The sequence below is a fragment of the Mycobacterium sp. 852002-51961_SCH5331710 genome (assembly GCF_001665535.1).
In the GTDB taxonomy this organism is placed as follows: Bacteria; Actinomycetota; Actinomycetes; order Mycobacteriales; family Mycobacteriaceae; genus Mycobacterium.
Genome location: NZ_LZSQ01000071.1, coordinates 37,032 through 55,697 on the forward strand (window position 1 = coordinate 37,032; position 18,666 = coordinate 55,697).

At 68.5% G+C, this 18,666-nt stretch carries 17 protein-coding genes; 13 read left to right on the top strand and 4 right to left on the bottom strand.

Annotation, left to right across the window (positions count from 1 at the left end; translation table 11 throughout):
• Positions 1-28 precede the first annotated feature (28 nt).
• The 8 genes from argC to argH all read left to right on the top strand — a co-directional run bounded on the left by argC (position 29) and on the right by argH (position 8,440).
• Entirely contained in the window at positions 29-1,063 is a 1,035-nt protein-coding gene (gene argC, locus A5752_RS12445; protein WP_067085522.1) for an N-acetyl-gamma-glutamyl-phosphate reductase, read from the top strand.
• Positions 1,060-2,286, top strand: a complete 1,227-nt coding sequence (argJ, locus tag A5752_RS12450; protein ID WP_067085524.1) for a bifunctional glutamate N-acetyltransferase/amino-acid acetyltransferase ArgJ — start codon at positions 1,060-1,062, stop codon at positions 2,284-2,286. Before argC ends, argJ begins: the two co-directional genes overlap by 4 nt.
• Positions 2,283-3,155: an acetylglutamate kinase gene (gene argB / locus A5752_RS12455; RefSeq protein ID WP_067085526.1), complete on the top strand. Its 873-nt coding sequence runs from the start codon at positions 2,283-2,285 to the stop codon at positions 3,153-3,155. The genes argJ and argB overlap by 4 nt, the downstream gene beginning before the upstream one ends.
• Entirely contained in the window at positions 3,152-4,321 is a 1,170-nt protein-coding gene (locus A5752_RS12460; RefSeq protein WP_067085528.1) for an acetylornithine transaminase, read from the top strand. Before argB ends, A5752_RS12460 begins: the two co-directional genes overlap by 4 nt.
• Positions 4,318-5,259 carry an ornithine carbamoyltransferase gene (gene argF / locus A5752_RS12465; protein WP_067085530.1) on the top strand — a complete coding sequence of 314 codons (942 nt, stop codon included), beginning with the start codon at positions 4,318-4,320 and terminating at the stop codon, positions 5,257-5,259. The genes A5752_RS12460 and argF overlap by 4 nt, the downstream gene beginning before the upstream one ends.
• A 67-nt stretch (positions 5,260-5,326) precedes the next feature.
• Complete coding sequence (locus A5752_RS12470) at positions 5,327-5,821, top strand: arginine repressor (protein WP_067085532.1); 495 nt, start codon at positions 5,327-5,329, stop codon at positions 5,819-5,821.
• Positions 5,821-7,020, top strand: coding sequence for an argininosuccinate synthase (locus A5752_RS12475; RefSeq protein ID WP_067085534.1), 1,200 nt, complete (start codon positions 5,821-5,823; stop codon positions 7,018-7,020). The genes A5752_RS12470 and A5752_RS12475 overlap by 1 nt, the downstream gene beginning before the upstream one ends.
• Positions 7,021-7,027: 7 nt before the next feature.
• Positions 7,028-8,440 (top strand): argininosuccinate lyase, encoded by a 1,413-nt coding sequence (gene argH / locus A5752_RS12480; protein ID WP_067085536.1) that lies wholly within the window; start codon positions 7,028-7,030, stop codon positions 8,438-8,440.
• Between the two features lies 1 nt (position 8,441).
• Here the strand turns inward: argH and A5752_RS12485 are convergent, their stop codons facing one another.
• Complete coding sequence (locus tag A5752_RS12485; protein WP_067085538.1) at positions 8,442-10,211, bottom strand: ABC-F family ATP-binding cassette domain-containing protein; 1,770 nt, start codon at positions 10,209-10,211, stop codon at positions 8,442-8,444.
• A gap of 99 nt (positions 10,212-10,310) precedes the next feature.
• Between A5752_RS12485 and A5752_RS12490 the strand changes: the two genes are divergently transcribed.
• From A5752_RS12490 to A5752_RS12500, 3 genes are all read left to right on the top strand, one after another.
• Positions 10,311-13,274: an acyl-CoA synthetase gene (locus tag A5752_RS12490; protein ID WP_067085540.1), complete on the top strand. Its 2,964-nt coding sequence runs from the start codon at positions 10,311-10,313 to the stop codon at positions 13,272-13,274.
• Positions 13,275-13,366: 92 nt separating this feature from the next.
• Entirely contained in the window at positions 13,367-13,918 is a 552-nt protein-coding gene (locus A5752_RS12495) for a hypothetical protein (protein ID WP_067085542.1), read from the top strand.
• A 6-nt stretch (positions 13,919-13,924) separates the two neighbouring features.
• Complete coding sequence (locus A5752_RS12500; RefSeq protein WP_067085544.1) at positions 13,925-14,143, top strand: Trm112 family protein; 219 nt, start codon at positions 13,925-13,927, stop codon at positions 14,141-14,143.
• Here A5752_RS12500 and A5752_RS12505 read toward each other — a convergent pair.
• Genes A5752_RS12505 through A5752_RS12515 form a run of 3 tightly spaced genes read right to left on the bottom strand, consistent with a single transcriptional unit; the run spans position 14,126 to position 16,271 of the window.
• Positions 14,126-14,740, bottom strand: coding sequence for a TetR/AcrR family transcriptional regulator (locus A5752_RS12505; RefSeq protein ID WP_067085567.1), 615 nt, complete (start codon positions 14,738-14,740; stop codon positions 14,126-14,128). The two genes, A5752_RS12500 and A5752_RS12505, sit on opposite strands and share 18 nt — an antisense overlap.
• Before the next feature lie 5 nt (positions 14,741-14,745).
• Positions 14,746-15,573, bottom strand: coding sequence for an ABC transporter permease (locus tag A5752_RS12510; RefSeq protein WP_082963856.1), 828 nt, complete (start codon positions 15,571-15,573; stop codon positions 14,746-14,748).
• Entirely contained in the window at positions 15,498-16,271 is a 774-nt protein-coding gene (locus tag A5752_RS12515) for an ABC transporter ATP-binding protein (RefSeq protein ID WP_067085546.1), read from the bottom strand. Before A5752_RS12515 ends, A5752_RS12510 begins: the two co-directional genes overlap by 76 nt.
• Before the next feature lie 60 nt (positions 16,272-16,331).
• Here A5752_RS12515 and A5752_RS12520 point away from each other — a divergent pair, with 60 nt between their 5' ends.
• Positions 16,332-16,943, top strand: a complete 612-nt coding sequence (locus A5752_RS12520) for a DNA-3-methyladenine glycosylase (RefSeq protein WP_067085548.1) — start codon at positions 16,332-16,334, stop codon at positions 16,941-16,943.
• Positions 16,944-16,961: 18 nt separating this feature from the next.
• Positions 16,962-18,236, top strand: a complete 1,275-nt coding sequence (gene tyrS / locus A5752_RS12525; protein WP_067085550.1) for a tyrosine--tRNA ligase — start codon at positions 16,962-16,964, stop codon at positions 18,234-18,236.
• Positions 18,237-18,666 lie beyond the last annotated feature (430 nt).

Here is an 18,666-nt window from a genome sequence, read left to right on the forward strand (position 1 = left end):
CTCTGCATAAACATGCAGAATTGTCTGCATGGTTTCAGTCGCGGTAGCGGGCGCCAGCGGATACGCCGGCGGTGAGATCCTACGTCTTCTTCTCGGGCATCCCGCCTATGCCGACGGGCGGCTGACAATCGGCGCGCTGACCGCCGCCGCAAGCGCCGGCACGACGCTGGCCGAGCACCATCCGCACCTGCTCCCGCTGGCCGGCCGGGTGCTGGAGCCCACCGACAAAGAGGTGCTCGGCGGTCACGACGTGGTGTTCCTCGGCTTGCCGCACGGACACTCCGCGGAGCTGGCCGAGCAGCTCGGGGACGACACCGTGATCATCGACTGCGGCGCCGACTTCCGGCTCACCGACTCCGCGGCGTGGGAGCGGTTCTACGGGTCGGCGCACGCCGGAAGCTGGCCCTACGGGCTGCCGGAGCTCCCGGGTGCGCGCGAGCGTCTGCGCGAAGCGAAGCGGATCGCGGTGCCGGGCTGTTACCCGACCGCGGCGCTGTTGGCGCTGTGGCCCGCCGTCGCCGCAGACCTCATCGAGCCGGTCGTGACCGTGGTGGCCGTCAGCGGCACATCGGGTGCGGGCCGCGCGGCCAAGACCGACCTGCTCGGCGCTGAGGTGATCGGGTCCGCGCGGGCGTACAACGTCGGTGGTAAGCACCGGCACACGCCGGAGATCGCCCAGGGGCTGCGCGCGCTGACCGACAAGGACGTCACCGTGTCGTTCACCCCGGTGCTCATCCCGACGACGCGTGGGATCCTGGCGACGTGCACCGCGCGCACCGCCGCTCCGCTGTCGGAGATCCGCGCCGCCTACGAAAAGGCTTATGACGCCGAGCCGTTCATCCATCTGCTGCCGGAGGGCCAACTGCCCAAGACCGGTGCCGTGATCGGCAGCAACGCCGCGCAGCTGGCGGTCGCCGTGGACGACGACGCGAAGACGCTGGTGTCGATCGCGGCGATCGACAACCTCGTCAAGGGCACCGGCGGCGCGGCCGTGCAGTCGATGAACCTGGCGCTGGGCTGGCCGGAGACCGAAGGACTCTCGATCGTGGGTGTGGCACCGTGACCGGGCCCGACGCCGAGCAGAGCGCCGGCACGCGGCTGCTGCGCACGCAGGGGGTCACCGCACCGGAGGGCTTCCGGGCGACCGGGATCGCCGCCGGCATCAAGGCGTCCGGGGCGCTGGACCTGGCGTTGGTGTTCAACGAGGGTCCCGACTACGCCGCCGCGGGCGCGTTCACCCGCAATCAGGTCAAGGCGGCACCGGTGCTGTGGAGCCGGCAGGTACTCACCACCGGGCGCCTGCGCGCGGTGATCCTGAACTCCGGCGGCGCTAACGCCTGCACCGGACCCCAGGGCTTCCAGGACACGCACGCCACCGCCGAGGCGGTCGCGGCCGCGTTGAGCGACTGGGGCACCGAGACCGGGGCCATCGAGGTCGCGGTCTGCTCCACCGGACTGATCGGCGACCGGCTGCCCATGGACAAGGTGCTGTCCGGCGTCACCGAGATCGTGCACGAACTGGCCGGCGGCCTCACCGGCGGTGAGGAAGCCGCGCGGGCCATCATGACCACCGACACCGTGCCCAAACAGGTCGCTTTGCATCACGCGGGCAATTGGACCGTCGGCGGGATGGCCAAGGGCGCGGGCATGATTGCCCCGTCGCTGGCCACCATGCTGTGCGTGATCACCACCGACGCCGTCGCCGACTCCGCCGCGCTCGATCAGGCGTTACGCAAGGCCGCCGCGCTCACCTTCGACCGCCTCGATGTCGACGGCAGCTGTTCGACCAACGACACCGTGCTGCTCCTGTCGTCGGGCGCCAGCGCGATCAAGCCCAGCCAGGACGAGCTCGACGAGGCGATACTGCGGGTGTGTGACGACCTGTGCCAGCAGCTGCAGGCCGACGCCGAGGGCGTGACGAAGCGGATCGTCATCACCGTGAAGGGTGCGGCGTCCGAGGACGACGCCCTGCTCGGCGCCCGCCTGGTCGCGCGTGACAGCCTGGTCAAGACGGCGTTGTTCGGGTCGGACCCGAACTGGGGCCGGGTGCTGGCGGCCATCGGAATGGCGCCGTTCAAGGTCGACCCGGATCGGGTCACGGTGGCGTTCAACAGTTTTCCGGTCTGGAAAGACGGGGCGCCGCAGCCGGGTTCGCGCGACGTCGACCTGTCCGGTGCGGACATCGATGTCACCATCGATCTCGCCGACGGTTCGGGGCAGGCCTCGATCCGCACCACCGACCTGTCGCACGGATACGTCGAAGAGAACTCGGCGTACAGCTCATGAGCGTCGAAACCCCGGTCAAGGCAAAGGTTCTGGCGGAAGCGCTGCCGTGGCTCAAACAACTGCACGGCAAGATCGTCGTCATCAAGTACGGCGGCAACGCGATGACCGACGAGGTGCTCAAGGCCGCGTTCGCCGCCGACATGGTCTTCCTGCGTAACTGCGGTGTTCATCCGGTCGTGGTCCACGGCGGCGGCCCGCAGATCAGCGCGATGCTCAAACGCCTCGGCATCCCGGGTGATTTCAAGGGCGGCTTCCGGGTCACCACACCCGAGGTGCTCGACGTGGCGCGCATGGTGTTGTTCGGTCAGGTCGGCCGGGAACTGGTCGGGCTGATCAACGCCCACGGCCCGTACGCCGTCGGCGTCACCGGCGAGGACGCCCAGTTGTTCACCGCCGTGCGGCGCAGCGTGACCGTCGACGGCGTGGCCACCGACATCGGCCTCGTCGGCGACGTCGAGAGGGTCAACGCCGGATCGCTGCTGGATCTCATTGCGGCAGGACGAATTCCAGTGGTGTCGACCATCGCGCCCGACGCCGACGGAATCGTGCACAACATCAACGCCGATACCGCGGCCGCCGCGCTGGCCGAGGCGCTGGGCGCGGAGAAACTGCTGATGCTCACCGACGTCGAGGGTCTGTACACCAACTGGCCCGACCGCGGCTCGCTGGTCAGCGAGATCGACTCGGCCGCACTGACCCAGATGCTACCGACGCTGGAGGCGGGCATGGTCCCGAAGATCGAGGCCTGCCTGCGTGCGGTTGCCGGCGGTGTGCCGAGCGCACACGTCATCGACGGCCGCGTGGAGCACTGCGTGCTGGTCGAACTGCTCACCGACGAGGGAACGGGGACGAAAGTGGTGCGGTCATGAGTCTGCTCGAGCGGTGGCAGGCCGTGATGATGAACAACTACGGCACCCCGCCGCTGGCGTTGGCCAGCGGGGACGGTGCGGTGGTCACCGACGTCGACGGCAAGTCCTACGTCGACCTGCTCGGCGGCATCGCGGTCAACATCTTGGGCCATCGAAATCCGGCGGTCATCGAGGCGGTCACCGGCCAGCTCAACACGCTGGGCCACACCTCGAACCTGTACGCGACCGAACCCGGTGTCGCGCTGGCCGAAGCGCTCGTCGGCCACCTGGGCCACCCCGCCAAGGTGTTCTTCTGCAACTCCGGCACCGAGGCCAACGAGGTCGCGTTCAAGATCACCCGACTGACCGGACGCACGAAACTGGTTGCGGCGCAGGGGGCTTTCCACGGCCGCACGATGGGGTCGCTCGCGCTCACCGGTCAGCCGTCGAAGCAGGCGCCGTTCGCGCCGCTGCCCGGCGACGTGACCCACGTGCCGTACGGCGATGTCGACGCGCTGCGGGCCGCCGTCGACGACGAGACCGCAGCGGTGTTCCTCGAGCCGATCATGGGCGAGGGCGGCGTCGTGGTGCCGCCGGCGGGCTACCTGGTCGCTGCCCGCGAGATCACCGCGGCGCACGGCGCGCTGCTGGTGCTCGACGAGGTGCAGACCGGAATGGGGCGGACCGGAGCGTTTTTCGCCCACCAACACGACGGGATCACCCCCGACGTCGTGACCCTGGCCAAGGGGCTCGGCGGCGGATTGCCCATCGGCGCGTGCATCGCCACAGGCGCGACCGCCGAGCTGTTGACGCCCGGTCTGCACGGCAGCACCTTCGGCGGCAATCCCGTGTGCACCGCGGCGGCGCTCGCGGTGCTGCGGGTGCTGGCCGACGACGACCTCGTCGGTCGCGCTGACGTGCTCGGCAAGACGCTGTCGGCGGGCATCGAGACGCTGGGACATCCGTTGGTCGATCACGTCCGCGGCCGCGGCCTGCTGCTCGGCGTCGTGCTGACCGCCGAGGCCGCCAAGGCCGTCGAGGCCGCGGCCCGTGATGCCGGGTTCCTGGTGAACGCCGCAGCGCCCGACGTGATCCGGTTGGCCCCGCCGCTGGTCATCACCGAGGCCCAGATCGACGACTTCCTCACCGCGCTTCCTGCGGTCCTCGACAAGGGCGCCGCCTCATGACCGGAATCCGGCACTTTCTGCGCGACGACGACCTGACCCCCGAGGAGCAGGCCGAGGTGCTCACCCTCGCTGCCGAGTTGAAGGCCCAGCCGTTCAGCCGGCGCCCGCTGGAGGGCCCGAGCGGGGTGGCGGTGATCTTCGACAAGAACTCCACCCGGACTCGGTTCTCGTTCGAGCTGGGCGTCGCCCAACTCGGCGGCCACGCCGTCGTCGTCGACGGCCGCAGCACACAGCTGGGGCGCGACGAGACGCTGGAGGACACCGGTCGGGTGCTCTCGCGGTATGTCAAGGCGATCGTGTGGCGCACCTTCGCCCAGGACCGGCTGACCGCGATGGCGGCGGGTGCGAGTGTGCCGATCGTGAACGCGCTCTCCGATGAGTTCCACCCGTGCCAGGTGCTCGCCGACCTGCAGACGCTCGCCGAACGCAAGGGCAAGCTGGCGGGGCTGCGGATGTCCTATTTCGGCGACGGCGCCAACAACATGGCGCACTCGCTGATGGTGGGCGGCGTGACCGCGGGTCTGGATGTGACGATCGCGGGGCCGGCCGGCTTCCAGCCGCATCCGGACTTCGTCGACGCCGCGAAGAAGCGGGCGTCGGAGACCGGTGCGACCGTCACCGTGACCGAGAACCCCGACGCGGCGGCCGACGGTGCCGATGTGCTCGTCACCGACACCTGGACGTCGATGGGGCAGGAGAACGACGGGTTGGACCGGGTGGGGCCGTTCCGGCCGTTCCAGGTCAACGACGGGCTGCTCGGCCGGGCGGCTGCGGATGCGGTTGTGCTGCACTGCCTTCCGGCCCACCGCGGGGAGGAGATCACCGACGAGGTGATCGACGGTCCGCAGAGCGCGGTGTGGGACGAAGCCGAGAACCGCCTGCACGCCCAGAAGGCGCTGCTGGTGTGGCTGCTGGAGCGAGCAGGAGTCGAGCGATGACTTCGCGAAGACGAGTGCGAGTGAGGATCGCAGCGAAGCGAGGACCGGAGCGAGCAGGAGTCGAGCAATGACTTCAGCGACGACACGTGCCGGACGACAGGCCCGCATCGTGGCGATCCTGTCGTCGCAGTCGGTGCACAGCCAAACCGAATTGGCCACGCTGCTGGCTGAGGAGGGCATCGAGGTCACCCAGGCCACGCTGTCGCGCGACCTGGAAGAACTGGGCGCGGTCAAACTGCGCGGCGCCGACGGCGGCGTCGGCGTGTACATCGTCCCCGAGGACGGCAGCCCGGTGCGCGGCGTCTCCGGTGGGACCGAACGGATGTCGCGGCTGCTGGCCGAGCTGCTGGTCTCGACCGACGCCAGCGGCAACCTCGCCATCCTGCGCACTCCGCCGGGGGCGGCGCACTACCTCGCCGCCGCGATGGACCGCGCGGCACTCCCGTTCGTCGTCGGCACCGTGGCCGGTGATGACACCATCCTGGTCGTCGCCCGCGAACCGATGACCGGCGCCGAACTGGCAACGAAACTCGAAAGCATTAGACAAAAGGAGACTTGCTGATGTCCGAACGCGTCATCCTGGCCTATTCCGGTGGCCTGGACACCTCGGTGGCGATCAGCTGGATCGGCAAGGAGACCGGGCGCGAGGTGGTCGCCGTCGCGATCGACCTCGGGCAGGGCGGCGAGGACATGGAGGTCGTCCGCAAGCGCGCACTCGACTGCGGCGCCGTGGAGGCCGTGGTCGTCGACGCCAAGGACGAGTTCGCCGACGAGTACTGCCTGCCCGCGATCCAGTCGAACGCGCTGTACATGGACCGCTATCCGCTGGTGTCGGCGCTCAGCCGACCGCTGATCGTCAAGCACCTGGTGGACGCGGCGCGTGAACACGGCGGCAGCACGGTCGCACACGGCTGCACCGGTAAGGGCAACGACCAGGTGCGCTTCGAGGTCGGATTCGCCTCGCTGGCACCGGATCTCAAGGTGCTCGCCCCGGTCCGTGACTACGCGTGGACGCGGGAGAAGGCCATCGCGTTCGCCGAGGAGAACGCAATCCCGATCAACGTCACCAAGCGCTCGCCGTTCTCGATCGACCAGAACGTGTGGGGTCGCGCCGTCGAGACCGGCTTCCTCGAGCATCTGTGGAACGCCCCCACCAAGGACGTCTACGACTACACCGAGGATCCGACGGTCAACTGGAGCACCCCCGACGAGGTCGTCATCGGATTCGAACGCGGTGTCCCGGTGTCGATCGACGGGCGTCCGGTGACCGTGCTGCAGGCTATCGAGGAGCTGAACCGGCGCGCCGGCGAGCAGGGTGTCGGCAGGCTCGATGTGGTCGAGGACCGGTTGGTCGGCATCAAGAGCCGCGAAATCTACGAGGCGCCCGGCGCGATGGTGTTGATCACCGCGCACACCGAACTCGAACACGTCACGCTCGAGCGCGAGCTCGGCCGGTTCAAGCGCCACACCGACCAGAAGTGGGGCGAGCTGGTCTATGACGGGTTGTGGTACTCGCCGCTGAAGACCGCGCTGGAGTCGTTCGTCGCCAAGACCCAGGAGCACGTGACCGGGGAGATCCGGATGGTGTTGCACGGCGGACACATCGCGGTCAACGGCCGCCGCAGCGCCGAGTCGCTCTACGACTTCAACCTCGCCACCTACGACGAGGGCGATACCTTCGACCAGTCCGCGGCCCGCGGTTTCGTGCAGATCCACGGCCTGTCGTCGAGCATCTCCGCCCGCCGGGACTTGGGTAAGTGATGGTCGCGTGAGCACGAATGAAGGTTCGCTGTGGGGCGGAAGGTTCTCCGACGGGCCGTCCGATGCGCTTGCCGCCCTTTCGAAGTCGACGCACTTCGACTGGGTGCTGGCGCCCTACGACATCCGGGCATCGAAAGCGCACGCGCAGGTGCTGCACGACGCCGGCCTGCTCACCGACGAACAGCGCGACGGTCTGCTTGCGGGCCTCGACAGCCTGGCCGCCGACGTCGCGGACGGTAGCTTCGGTCCGCTGGTCACCGACGAGGACGTACACGGAGCGCTCGAACGCGGCCTGATCGACCGGGTCGGCGCCGAACTCGGAGGCCGCCTGCGGGCGGGCCGGTCGCGAAACGATCAGGTGGCCACGCTGTTTCGGATGTGGCTGCGCGACGCGATGCGGCGTGTCGCCGACGGCGCGCTGCAGGTCGTCGACGCCTTGGCGACCCAGGCCGCCGCCCATCCGACCGCGATCATGCCGGGCAAGACCCACCTGCAGTCCGCCCAGCCGATCCTCCTGGCGCACCATCTGCTGGCCCACGCGCATCCGCTGCTGCGCGACGTCGACCGGCTGGTCGACTTCGACAAGCGAGCGGCGGTGTCGCCCTACGGATCCGGGGCCCTGGCCGGGTCGTCGCTGGGACTCAACCCGGATGCGATCGCCGAGGACCTCGGGTTCGACGCGGCCGCCGACAACTCCGTCGACGCCACCGCCTCGCGGGACTTCGCCGCCGAGGCCGCGTTCGTGTTCTCGATGATCGGCGTCGACCTATCTCGGCTGGCCGAGGACATCATCCTCTGGAGCACAACCGAATTCGGGTACGTCAGACTGCACGACGCCTGGTCGACAGGCAGCTCGATCATGCCGCAGAAGAAGAACCCGGACATCGCCGAACTCGCCCGCGGCAAATCCGGCCGGCTGATCGGCAACCTGACCGGGCTGCTGGCGACGCTCAAGGCTCAACCGCTGGCCTACAACCGCGACCTGCAAGAGGACAAAGAGCCGGTCTTCGACTCCGTCGCACAACTGGAACTGCTGTTGCCGGCGATGGCGGGATTGGTGGCGACGCTGCGCTTCGACACCGACCGGATGGTCGCGCTGGCACCGCTGGGCTACACCCTGGCCACCGACGTCGCCGAATGGCTCGTACGCAGGGGAGTGCCGTTCCGGATCGCGCACGAAGCGGCCGGTGCCGCGGTGAGAGCAGCGGAGGCGCGGGGTGTCGGGCTGGAGGAACTCGAAGACGCCGAACTCGCCGCCATACACCCGGAACTCACGGCGCAGGTGCGCGAGGTCCTGACCGTCGAGGGCTCCGTGAACTCCCGCGACGCCCGCGGAGGCACCGCACCGGTCCAGGTCGCCAAACAGCTGGGCGTCGTGCGGGAGACGGCCGACCGGTTGCGCATCCGGCTGCGGGGCTGACTCAGCCGTCCGCGGCCGCCAACCACGCCTCTTCGAGAGATTCCTTGCGGCTCAACAACTCCTGAAGCTCGACGTTCAACTCACCGAGCCGGACATGATCCGCTGCGGCCTCGGCCATCGCCTCGTGAAGTTCGGCGATTCGCGTCTCGAGCCTCTCCAACTGTCCCTCGATGCGCGCCATCTCCTTGCCGGTGCGCCGTTCCCGAGCCGACGCCGTTTCGCCCTGGGGCCCAGCCGTCGACGACGCAGGAGCCGGCGGTGAGGCCGCCGCAGCCCGGTCGGCCAGATACTGCTCGATCCCGCCCGGCAACAGCTCACAACGGCCGCCGCCGGTCAGGGCGTAGGTGACGTCGGAGACCCGCTCGAGGAAGTACCGATCGTGGGTCACGGCGATCAGCGTGCCGGGCCAGCCGTCCAGGTAGTCCTCGATGACGGTCAAGGTGTCGATGTCCAGGTCGTTGGTGGGTTCGTCCAACAGCAGCACGTTCGGCTCGTCGAGCAGCAGCCGCAGAAACTGCAGCCGGCGTCGTTCACCACCCGACAGCTCCGACACCCGCGCGGTCAGCTTGTCGCCGGTGAACCCGAAGTCCCGCAGCAAGGTGTCGGCACTGATCTCGCCGCCACCCGCCAACTCCGTGATGCGCCGCCGGTTCTCGACGGCGTCGAGCACCCGGTCGGCCCCGTCGAGTTCGGCCAGCGCCTGGCTGAGGTAGCCGATCTTCAGCGTCGCGCCCCGCTTGATCGTGCCGGCCGTCGGCGCGAGCTCACCGGCCAATAGCTTCAGCACCGTCGTCTTGCCGGTGCCGTTCACGCCGACCAACCCGATCCGCGCTCCGGGCCCGATCGACCAGTCGACCTTGTCGAGCACCACGGTGTCGCCGGCCTCGAGCCGCACGCGGTGCAGGTCGAACACGTCCTTGCCGAGCCGCGACGTGGCGAAGCGCTGCAGGACGAGCGAGTCGCGCGGCGGCGGTTCGTTCGCAATCAGCTCGTTGGCCGCCTGAATCCGGAACTTCGGCTTCGACGTCCGCGCCGGGGGGCCGCGCCGCAACCACGCCAGTTCCTTGCGCATGAGGTTCTGCCTGCGCGCCTCGGCACCTGCCGCGAGCCGCATTCGCTCGGCCCGCGCGAGCACATACGCCGCGTAGCCACCGTCGTAGCCGTCGACTCTGCCTTTTCCGCTACCGGCATGCACCTCCCACGTCCTGGTGCACACCGCGTCGAGGAACCAGCGGTCGTGGCTGACCACCACCAGCGCCTTGGCCCTGCGCCGGTTCAGGTGCATGGCCAGCCACCCGATCACCTCGACATCGAGATGGTTGGTCGGCTCGTCGAGCACGAGGACGTCGTGACCGACTATCAGCACCGCCGCCAGCGCCACCCGGCGTCGCTCGCCGCCCGACAACCGCTCGACCGCACTGTCGAGGGAGACGTCGGCCAGCAGGTGCGAGACCACGTCGCGGGTCTCGGGCTCGGCGGCCCACACATGGTCGGGCCGGCCGCCGACGATCACGTCGCGCACGGTGCTCTCGGCGGCGAAGTCGTCGCTCTGGCGCAGGTAACCCACCGACAGACCCGAGGTGTGGGTGACACGGCCCGAATCCGGCTCGCGGGTGAGCGTCAGGATCTGCAGCAGCGTGGTCTTACCCTCGCCGTTGCGACCGACCACACCGATCGCATCGCCTTCGTCAATGCCCAGGCTGACCGCGTCGAGAAGGGTGCGCGTGCCGTAGCCCACCGTCGCGCGCTCGACGTTGATCAGGTTCGCCATCAGCCGCCGATGATAGGTCGGCCCTGGCGCGCAGGTCGCTGTGCCATGATGACCTCGGCGATTTCGGGGGTTTCACGTCGGCTTGAAGGGGAGCGTGCGGTGGATCTGTCGGCGATAACGAACCCGGTCGGACGGCTGGTGGCCACCGCCCAGAACGGGCTTGAGGTGCTGCGGTACGGCGGCCTGGAGACCGGCGCCGTTCCCTCGCCGTTCCAGATCATCCAGAGCGTCCCGATGTACCGCCTGCGGCGCTATTTCCCGCCCGACACCCGGCCCGGATCCAAGCCGCCCGGGCCACCCGTGCTGATGGTGCATCCGATGATGATGTCGGCCGACATGTGGGACGTCACCCGCGACGACGGCGCGGTCGGCATCCTGCACCGGGCCGGCATCGACCCGTGGGTCATCGACTTCGGTTCGCCCGACAAGGTCGAAGGGGGCATGGAGCGCACGCTGGCCGACCACGTCGTCGCGTTGAGCGAGGCCATCGACACGGTCAAAGAGGTCACCGGGCGCGACGTGCACCTTGCCGGCTACTCGCAGGGCGGCATGTTCGCCTACCAGGTCGCGGCATACCGGCGGTCGAAGGACCTCGCGAGCATCATCGCGTTCGGCTCACCGGTCGACACCCTGGCCGCGCTGCCGATGAACCTGCCCGCCTCCATCGCGCCCGCCGCCGCGGACTTCATGGCCGATCACGTGTTCAGCCGCATCGACATTCCCGGCTGGCTGGCCCGCACCGGCTTCCAGATGCTCGACCCGATCAAGACCGCGCAGTCGCGCATCGACTTCCTGCGTCAGCTGCACGACCGCGAGGCCCTGCTGCCGCGCGAGCAGCAGCGCCGGTTCCTCGCCTCCGAGGGCTGGATCGCGTGGTCCGGGCCCGCCATCGCCGAACTGCTCAAACAGTTCATCGCGCACAACCGGATGATGAGCGGCGGCTTCTCCATCCACGGGGAGCTGGTCACGCTCTCGGACATCGAATGCCCGGTGCTGGCCGTGGTCGGCGAGGTCGACGACATCGGCCAGCCCGCGTCCGTGCGGGGCATCAAACGTGCCGCCCCGAAGGCCGATGTCTATGAGTTCCTCATCCGCGCAGGACATTTCGGACTCGTGGTGGGGTCGAAGGCCTCGAGTCAGACGTGGCCGGCCGTGGCGCAGTGGGTCAAATGGCTCGACGGCACCGGGGAACGGCCCGAGGGGGTCGACCCCATGGCGCTGCAGTACTCCGACCCCAACGAGACCGGTGTCTCGCTCAGCTCACGTCTGGCGCACGGCACCGCCGCGGCGACAGAGATGGCGTGGACGTTCGCCCGCTCGGCCGCCGACGCCGTCGTCAGCGCCAACAAATCCGCGCGAGCGCTGGCCGTCGAGACGGCGCGAACGCTGCCGCGCCTGGCCCGCCTCGGCCAGATCAACGAGCATACCCGGATCTCGTTCGGCCGCATCATGTCCGAGCAGGCCCGCGACTTCCCCCGCGGCGATTGCCTGCTGTTCGACGGCCGCGTGCACACCTACGAAGCCGTCGACCGGCGCATCAACAATGTCGTGCGCGGCCTCATCGACGTCGGTGTTCGCCAGGGTGCGCGCGTCGGTGTCCTGATGGAGACCCGCCCCAGCGCGCTGGTTGCGATCGCCGCGCTGTCGCGGCTGGGTGCGGTCGCGGTGCTGATGCCGCCCGACGCTGACCTGCCCACCGCCGCCCGCCTCGGATCGGTGACGGAGATCATCGCCGACCCCAGCAATCTGGAAGCCGCCCGGCGACTCGAGATGCGTGTCCTGGTGCTCGGCGGCGGCGAGGCCCGTGACCTCGACGTCCCCGAGGACAGCGACGTCGTCGACATGGAGAAGATCGACCCGGATGCGGTCGAACTGCCCGGGTGGTACCGGCCGAACCCGGGCTTGGCCCGCGATCTGGCCTTCATCGGATTCAACTCGGCCGGAGGCCAACTCGTCGCCCGGCAGATCACCAATGCGCGATGGGCGATCTCGGCCTTCGGCACCGCGTCGGCGGCCAACCTGAGCCGTAGCGACACCGTCTACTGCCTGACGCCGCTGCACCATCAGTCCGGCCTGCTGGTCGCGATTGGCGGCGCCGCGGTGGGCGGATCGCGAATCGCGTTGTCCCGCGGCCTGAAACCCGACCGGTTCCTCAACGAGATCCGCCAGTACGGCGTGACCGTCGTCAGCTACACGTGGGCGATGCTGCGCGACGTCATCGACGACCCGTCGTTCGCGCTGCACGGCAGCCATCCGGTGCGGCTGTTCATCGGATCCGGCATGCCGACCGGGCTGTGGAAGCGGGTGGTGGAGATCTTCGAACCCGCCCACGTCGTCGAGTTCTTCGCGACCACCGACGGACAAGCGGTGCTGGCCAACGTGTCCGGCGCGAAGATCGGCAGCAAGGGCCGCCCGCTGCCGGGCGGGCGGGAATTGGCACTGGCGGCCTACGACCCGGCCGAGGACCTGATCCTCGAGGACGAGCGGGGCTTCGTGCGTCGCGCCGAGACCAACGAGGTCGGTCTGCTGCTCGCCCGTCCGCGCGGCCCGATCGACCCCACCGCACCGATCAAGCGAGGCGTGTTCGCTCCGGCCGACACGTGGGTGTCGACGGAGTACCTGTTCCGCCGCGACGACGACGGCGATTACTGGCTCGTCGACGGCCGCGGATCGGTCATCCACACCGATCGGGGATGCGTCTACGCGTCGACCGTCAACGATGCGGTGGGCTGCCTGGGATCGGTGGACCTCGCGGTGACCTACGGGGTGGAGGCCAACGGACGCCGACTGGCCGTCACCGCGCTGGAGTTGCGGCCCGGCGGCAGCATCCCGTCGGCCGATCTGTCGGAGGCCTTGGCGGATCTGGCGGTCGGTGAGCCACCCGACATCGTTCACGTGGTGTCGAACATGTCGCTCAGCGCGTCGTACCGGCCGCTGGTCAGCCCGCTACGCGCCGAGGGCATCCCGAAGCCGTCGCGTAACGCCTGGTATCTCGACCCCGATACGAAACGGTACAAGCGGCTGACCGTGGCGGTGCGTGCCGAGATCGCTGAGGGCCAGTAGCCGACGACCTGCCGCCGGAGCCGAGCGCTGTTAGGCTCCGCCTTGCGGTACGTCGCCGGGCTGGGACCACCGCCGACCGAGCTGGAGGATTGATGACATCGCGAACCGGTACCCATCGCGACATCTGGCGTCGCGTCGTCGCGGGCGGCATCGCCGGTGGCGCCTTGACCGCCGGACTGCTGGTCGGTGTGGCATCCCCGGTGGCGCTGGCGCAGCCCGCCGATCCGAGCGCGCAGACCGAGGCGCCCGAGCCGCAGGCCGAGGGCCCGAAGACGCCGTGCACCGGTGACGACTGCAAGAAGGGCCAGCCGGACGCGCCCAAGATCAACGCGGACCAGGTCCTCCAGGCGATCCACGAGGAGTACCGCCAAGGAGACGGCGGTGGTCAGGTCTCCGTGCTGATCGACGACGCCGTGAAGCTGCGCAAGCTCGGCTTCCGCCCGTCGAACTCGAACGCGATGGCGCTGGCGGATGCCCTCCAACGCCGGCCGAATCAGACGCCGCTCGTCGAGGCACTCAAGGAGACGATCGCCTACCAGCGCAAGCTGCAGGCGCGCGCCGCGCAGCAGGCCGCCGCCAGCGGCGGCTCCATCGCCGGGATCCCGGTGACGCAAGCTCCGGCCATGCCGGTCCCGGCGGGCTGATCGACCGTGGCACTCGACGAGAAGCTGCTCGACATCCTGGTCTGCCCGCAGGACCGCGGCCCGCTGCTGCTGGTCGGCGACGAATACCTCTACAACCCGCGGCTGCGCCGGGCGTATCGCATCGACGACGGCATCCCGGTGCTGCTGATCGACGAGGCCGTCGACATCACCGACGATGCCGAGCACCAGCGGATGCTCGACCGTGCGTCAGGTGAAGCCGGGTAGCTCACCGGTGAGGTAACGCTGCAGGTTCGGCGCGATGGTCTCGGCTATCTGCTCCACCGGCAGGGATTTGAACGGCTCCAATTCGAGGATGTAGCGCGCCATCACCACGCCCACCAACTGCGAGGCGACGAACTGGACCCGCACGGGCCCGCTGCCGGGCGGATCGTCGACACGCGAACCGACTTCCCTCGCGATCACCTCCTGCAGGAACGACCGCACCAACGAGGTGTCGTTGCCCGCGATGATCGAGCGCAGCGTCGCGATGAAGCCCTTGCCCATTTCCGAATCCCACAGCGGCAGAAGAAGAGACGGCAGGGTGCGGCCGATCTCTTCGACCGGGACCTGCTGGAGCGGACCGATGACCTGCATGGGATCGATCGGAATGTGGATCGCCGCGGCGAACAACTGGGTCTTGGTGCCGAAGTAGTGGTGGACCAGCGCGGGGTCGACGCCCGCGGCCGCGGCTATCGCGCGGATTGATGTCTTGTCGATGCCGTTGCGGGCGAACAACTCTCGAGCGCTGGTCAGAATCCGGTCGCGGGTGTCCGACGGACCGGGTGGCCGGCCCGGTCGCTTGCGTTCAGCGTTGGTGGTCAACGTCGTCACGGTGTCCTTCGTCGTAGCGTGGCCGCCGCCAGGCAGAGAGCGACGATCGCGAAGCCGATGACCACCGCGGTGTCGCGCACCACGGTGAACGTCGGTTCGGCGTACGCACCGACCTGTTGCAGCGCCTCCAGAGCGTAGCTTGCGGGCAGCACATTGCTGATCCACTGCAACCAGTCCGGCAGCACGTCGCGCGGCACAATGATCCCGCACAGCAGGAGCTGCGGGGCGATCACCACCGGCATGAACTGCACGGCCTGAAACTCAGTGCGCGCGAACGCGCTACAGAGCAGGCCGAGGCCGACACCGAGCACTGCGTTGATGATCGCGATCGCGAACACCCACACCGGGCTGCCTTCGGTGTGCAGGCCGAGAAACGCATACGAGACCAGGCATGCGAGCGTCGCCTGTGCGGCGGCTGCGATCGAGAAGGCGGTACCGTACGCGGCGAGCAGGTCCAGCCGACGTAGGGGAGTGGTCAGGATCCGCTCCAATGTGCCCGAAACCCGTTCTCTCTGCATGGTTATCGATGTGATCAGAAACATCACGATGAGGGGGAACACGCCGAGCATGATCAGGCAAGCATTGTTGAACGGTGACGGCGCATTGGGCGGATGTGGCGCGTTCTGGAACATGAAGTAGAGCAGAGTGATGATCAGGCTCGGTACGAGGAGAATCATCGCGACGCTGCGGTGGTCGGCCGCCAACTGGCGAAGGATGCGTCCGGTGGTGGCGAGGTACGCCTCGACACTCAGCCGGCCTCGGCCTTGGGGGCTCCGATGTTGTGCGTGATGACGGAGAGAAACGCTTCCTCCAGTGACTGACATCCGGTGTCCTCTCGTAGTTTCGTGGGCGTGGTGTGGGCGAGGATTCGACCGTCGCGCATGAGCAGCAGGTCTCCGCAATGGTCGGCTTCGTCCATGACGTGGCTGGAGACCAGGAGCGTGGTGCCTTGTTCCGCCAGTCGGTTGAATTGCTCCCAGAGGTCAACGCGCAGCACGGGATCGAGCCCGACGGTGGGTTCGTCAAGCACCAGCAGGTCCGGATGCGAGACCAGGGCGCAGGCGAGCGAAGCGCGTGTGCGTTGGCCTCCGGATAGGTTGGCACACAACGCGGTTCGATAGTCTGCGAGGCCCACGGCGGCCACGGCGTCATCAGCGGAGTCGGGTCCCGTGCCGTACAGCGAGGCGAAGTAGCGGACGTTGTCGATGACCCGCAGGTCGCTGTAGATCGTCGGGTCCTGGGTGACATAGCCGACTCGGTGACGCAGTTCCGCCGAGCCGGCCGGCTTCCCGAGCACCGTCACCGTGCCGGAACTGACGATCTGGGTGCCGACGATGCTTCGCATCAGCGTGGTCTTGCCGCAGCCGGACGGGCCCAGAAGCCCGGTGATCGTGCCGGGGTCGATCTTCACCGAGACGTCGTCGATGGCCACGCGCTTACCGCGGATGACCCGCAGATTCTCGATTTCGACGGCGGGGACGGCGCCTCGGCGAAGAAATTCATCACTCGATGAAGTCATCATGTGATGAAATATTCTCCGCGGCGCGGGCCGTGTCAAGGTCCTTTCGTAGGATCGCCAGCGATGACCGCTGAAGTCCTGTCGGCCGACCCGTTGACTGCCGCCCGCCTCCTGCTCGGCGCCGACCTCACCGGGCGCGGGGTCAGCGCGATGATCGTCGAGGTGGAGGCATACGGCGGCCCGCCGGACGGCCCGTGGCCGGACGCTGCCGCACATTCGTACCGAGGTCCGGGCGTGCGTAACCGGGTGATGTTCGGTCCACCCGGGCGGCTGTACACGTATCGCAGCCACGGCATCCATGTGTGCGCGAACGTCGTCTGCGCGACCGACGGCGTGGCCGGCGCGGTGCTGCTGCGGGCGGCCGCCATCGAGGGCGGGCTGAGCACCGCACACGCCCGCCGCGGTGAGTCGGTCCGTCCAGCCGCCCTGGCCCGAGGGCCTGGCAATCTGTGCTCGGCGTTGGGAATCATCATGGAGGACAACGGGATCGACCTGTTCGATCCCGACAGCCCGGTCCAGCTGACGCTCGGGGAGCGGCATGTGGCCACCGAGGGGCCGCGGGTGGGGGTGAGCAAGGCGGCCGACCGTCCGTGGCGATTCTGGCTGGCCGGGCGGCCCGAGGTATCGGCCTATCGGCGCAGCCCACGGGCACCGGCTCCCGGAGGAAGCGACTAGTACGGAAAGATCGCACGCATGGGTACGTCGATCCTCGACGAATTGGAGTGGCGTGGACTGATCGCGCAGTCCACCGACCGCGATGCGCTGGCCGAGGCCCTGGCGGCCGGGCCCGTCACCGTCTACTCGGGATTCGACCCGACCGCACCCAGCCTGCATGCGGGTCACCTCATCCCGCTGTTGACGCTGCGCCGCTTCCAACAGGCCGGCCATCGACCGATCGTGCTCGCGGGCGGGGCGACCGGCATGATCGGCGACCCGCGCGACACCGGGGAGCGCACGCTGAACACCGCCGACACCGTGGCGGAGTGGGCGGACCGGATCCGCGGGCAGCTCGAGCGGTTCGTCGAGTTCAACGACTCGCCGACCGGGGCCGTCATCGAGAACAACCTGTCGTGGACCGGCCCGCTGTCGGCGATCGAGTTCCTGCGCGATGTCGGCAAGTACTTCTCGGTCAACGTCATGCTCGACCGCGACACCGTCCGGCGTCGGCTCGAAGGCGAGGGCATTTCCTACACCGAGTTCAGCTACATGCTGCTGCAGGCCAACGACTACGTTGAGCTGCACCGTCGATACGACTGCTCGCTGCAGATCGGCGGTTCCGATCAGTGGGGCAACATCATCGCCGGGGTCAGGCTGGTGCGTCAGAAGGACGGCGCCGCGGTGCACGCCCTGACCACACCGCTGGTGACCGACTCGGAGGGGAAGAAGTTCGGGAAGTCGACCGGTGGCGGCAGCCTGTGGCTCGACCCGGAGATGACCAGTCCGTACGCCTGGTACCAGTACTTCATCAACACCGCCGACGCGGACGTCATCCGCTACCTGCGCTGGTTCACGTTCCTCTCGCCCGAGGAGTTGGCCGAGTTGGAACAGGCGACCGCGGAGCGCGCCCATGAGCGCGCGGCCCAGCGGCGACTGGCGCGCGAGCTGACCACTTTGGTGCACGGCGAGGCCGCGACGCGGTCCGTCGAACACGCCAGCCAGGCGCTGTTCGGCCGCGGCGAACTTGGCGAACTCGACGAGCCGACGCTGGGTGCGGCGCTACGCGAGGCCGCCGTCGCCGAATTGAAGCCCGGCGGGCCCGACACCATCGTCGACCTGCTGGTGGCCAGCGGGCTGTCGCCGAGCAAGGGCGCGGCCAGGCGCACCGTCGCCGAGGGCGGCGTCTACGTCAACAACGCCCGAATCGACACCGAGGACTGGGTTCCTCAGCCGGCCGACTTCTTGCACGAGCGGTGGCTGGTGTTGCGGCGCGGCAAGCGCAACATCGCCGGCATCGAACGGGTCGCCTGAGCGCCCGAGCGTCACGGGAACAACTTGGGCGCGTGGAGCGTTGAAGCAACCGGTAGCAGTCAACGCACTCCGGTGCGCGTGACGGGTGTCGATCCGAAAAACCCGTTCTATCAGGCCATTTGACTCCTACTTTTCCCTCACGTAACTTATGGACTCGTCGCTGCGACACGGGCCAAGCCCGAAGAGCGCGGCGACTCCCAGAGGGAAGTCCCACTTCGGTGGGCTCCTGAACGTCCGCACTACGAGTACGCGGCTTAAATGCCGCGGGCTAGTGGCGCGGCCGTGCGGGTGTGTTGTTTGAGAACTCAATAGTGTGTTTGGTGGTTTTTGTTTGTTGTTTTTTTGTCTGCCTCTTTTCCCGTTTAGGGGTGGATGTTTTTTGATGCCAGTTTTTGGTGTCTTTGGTTATGGTCGAATTTTTTCGGACAGT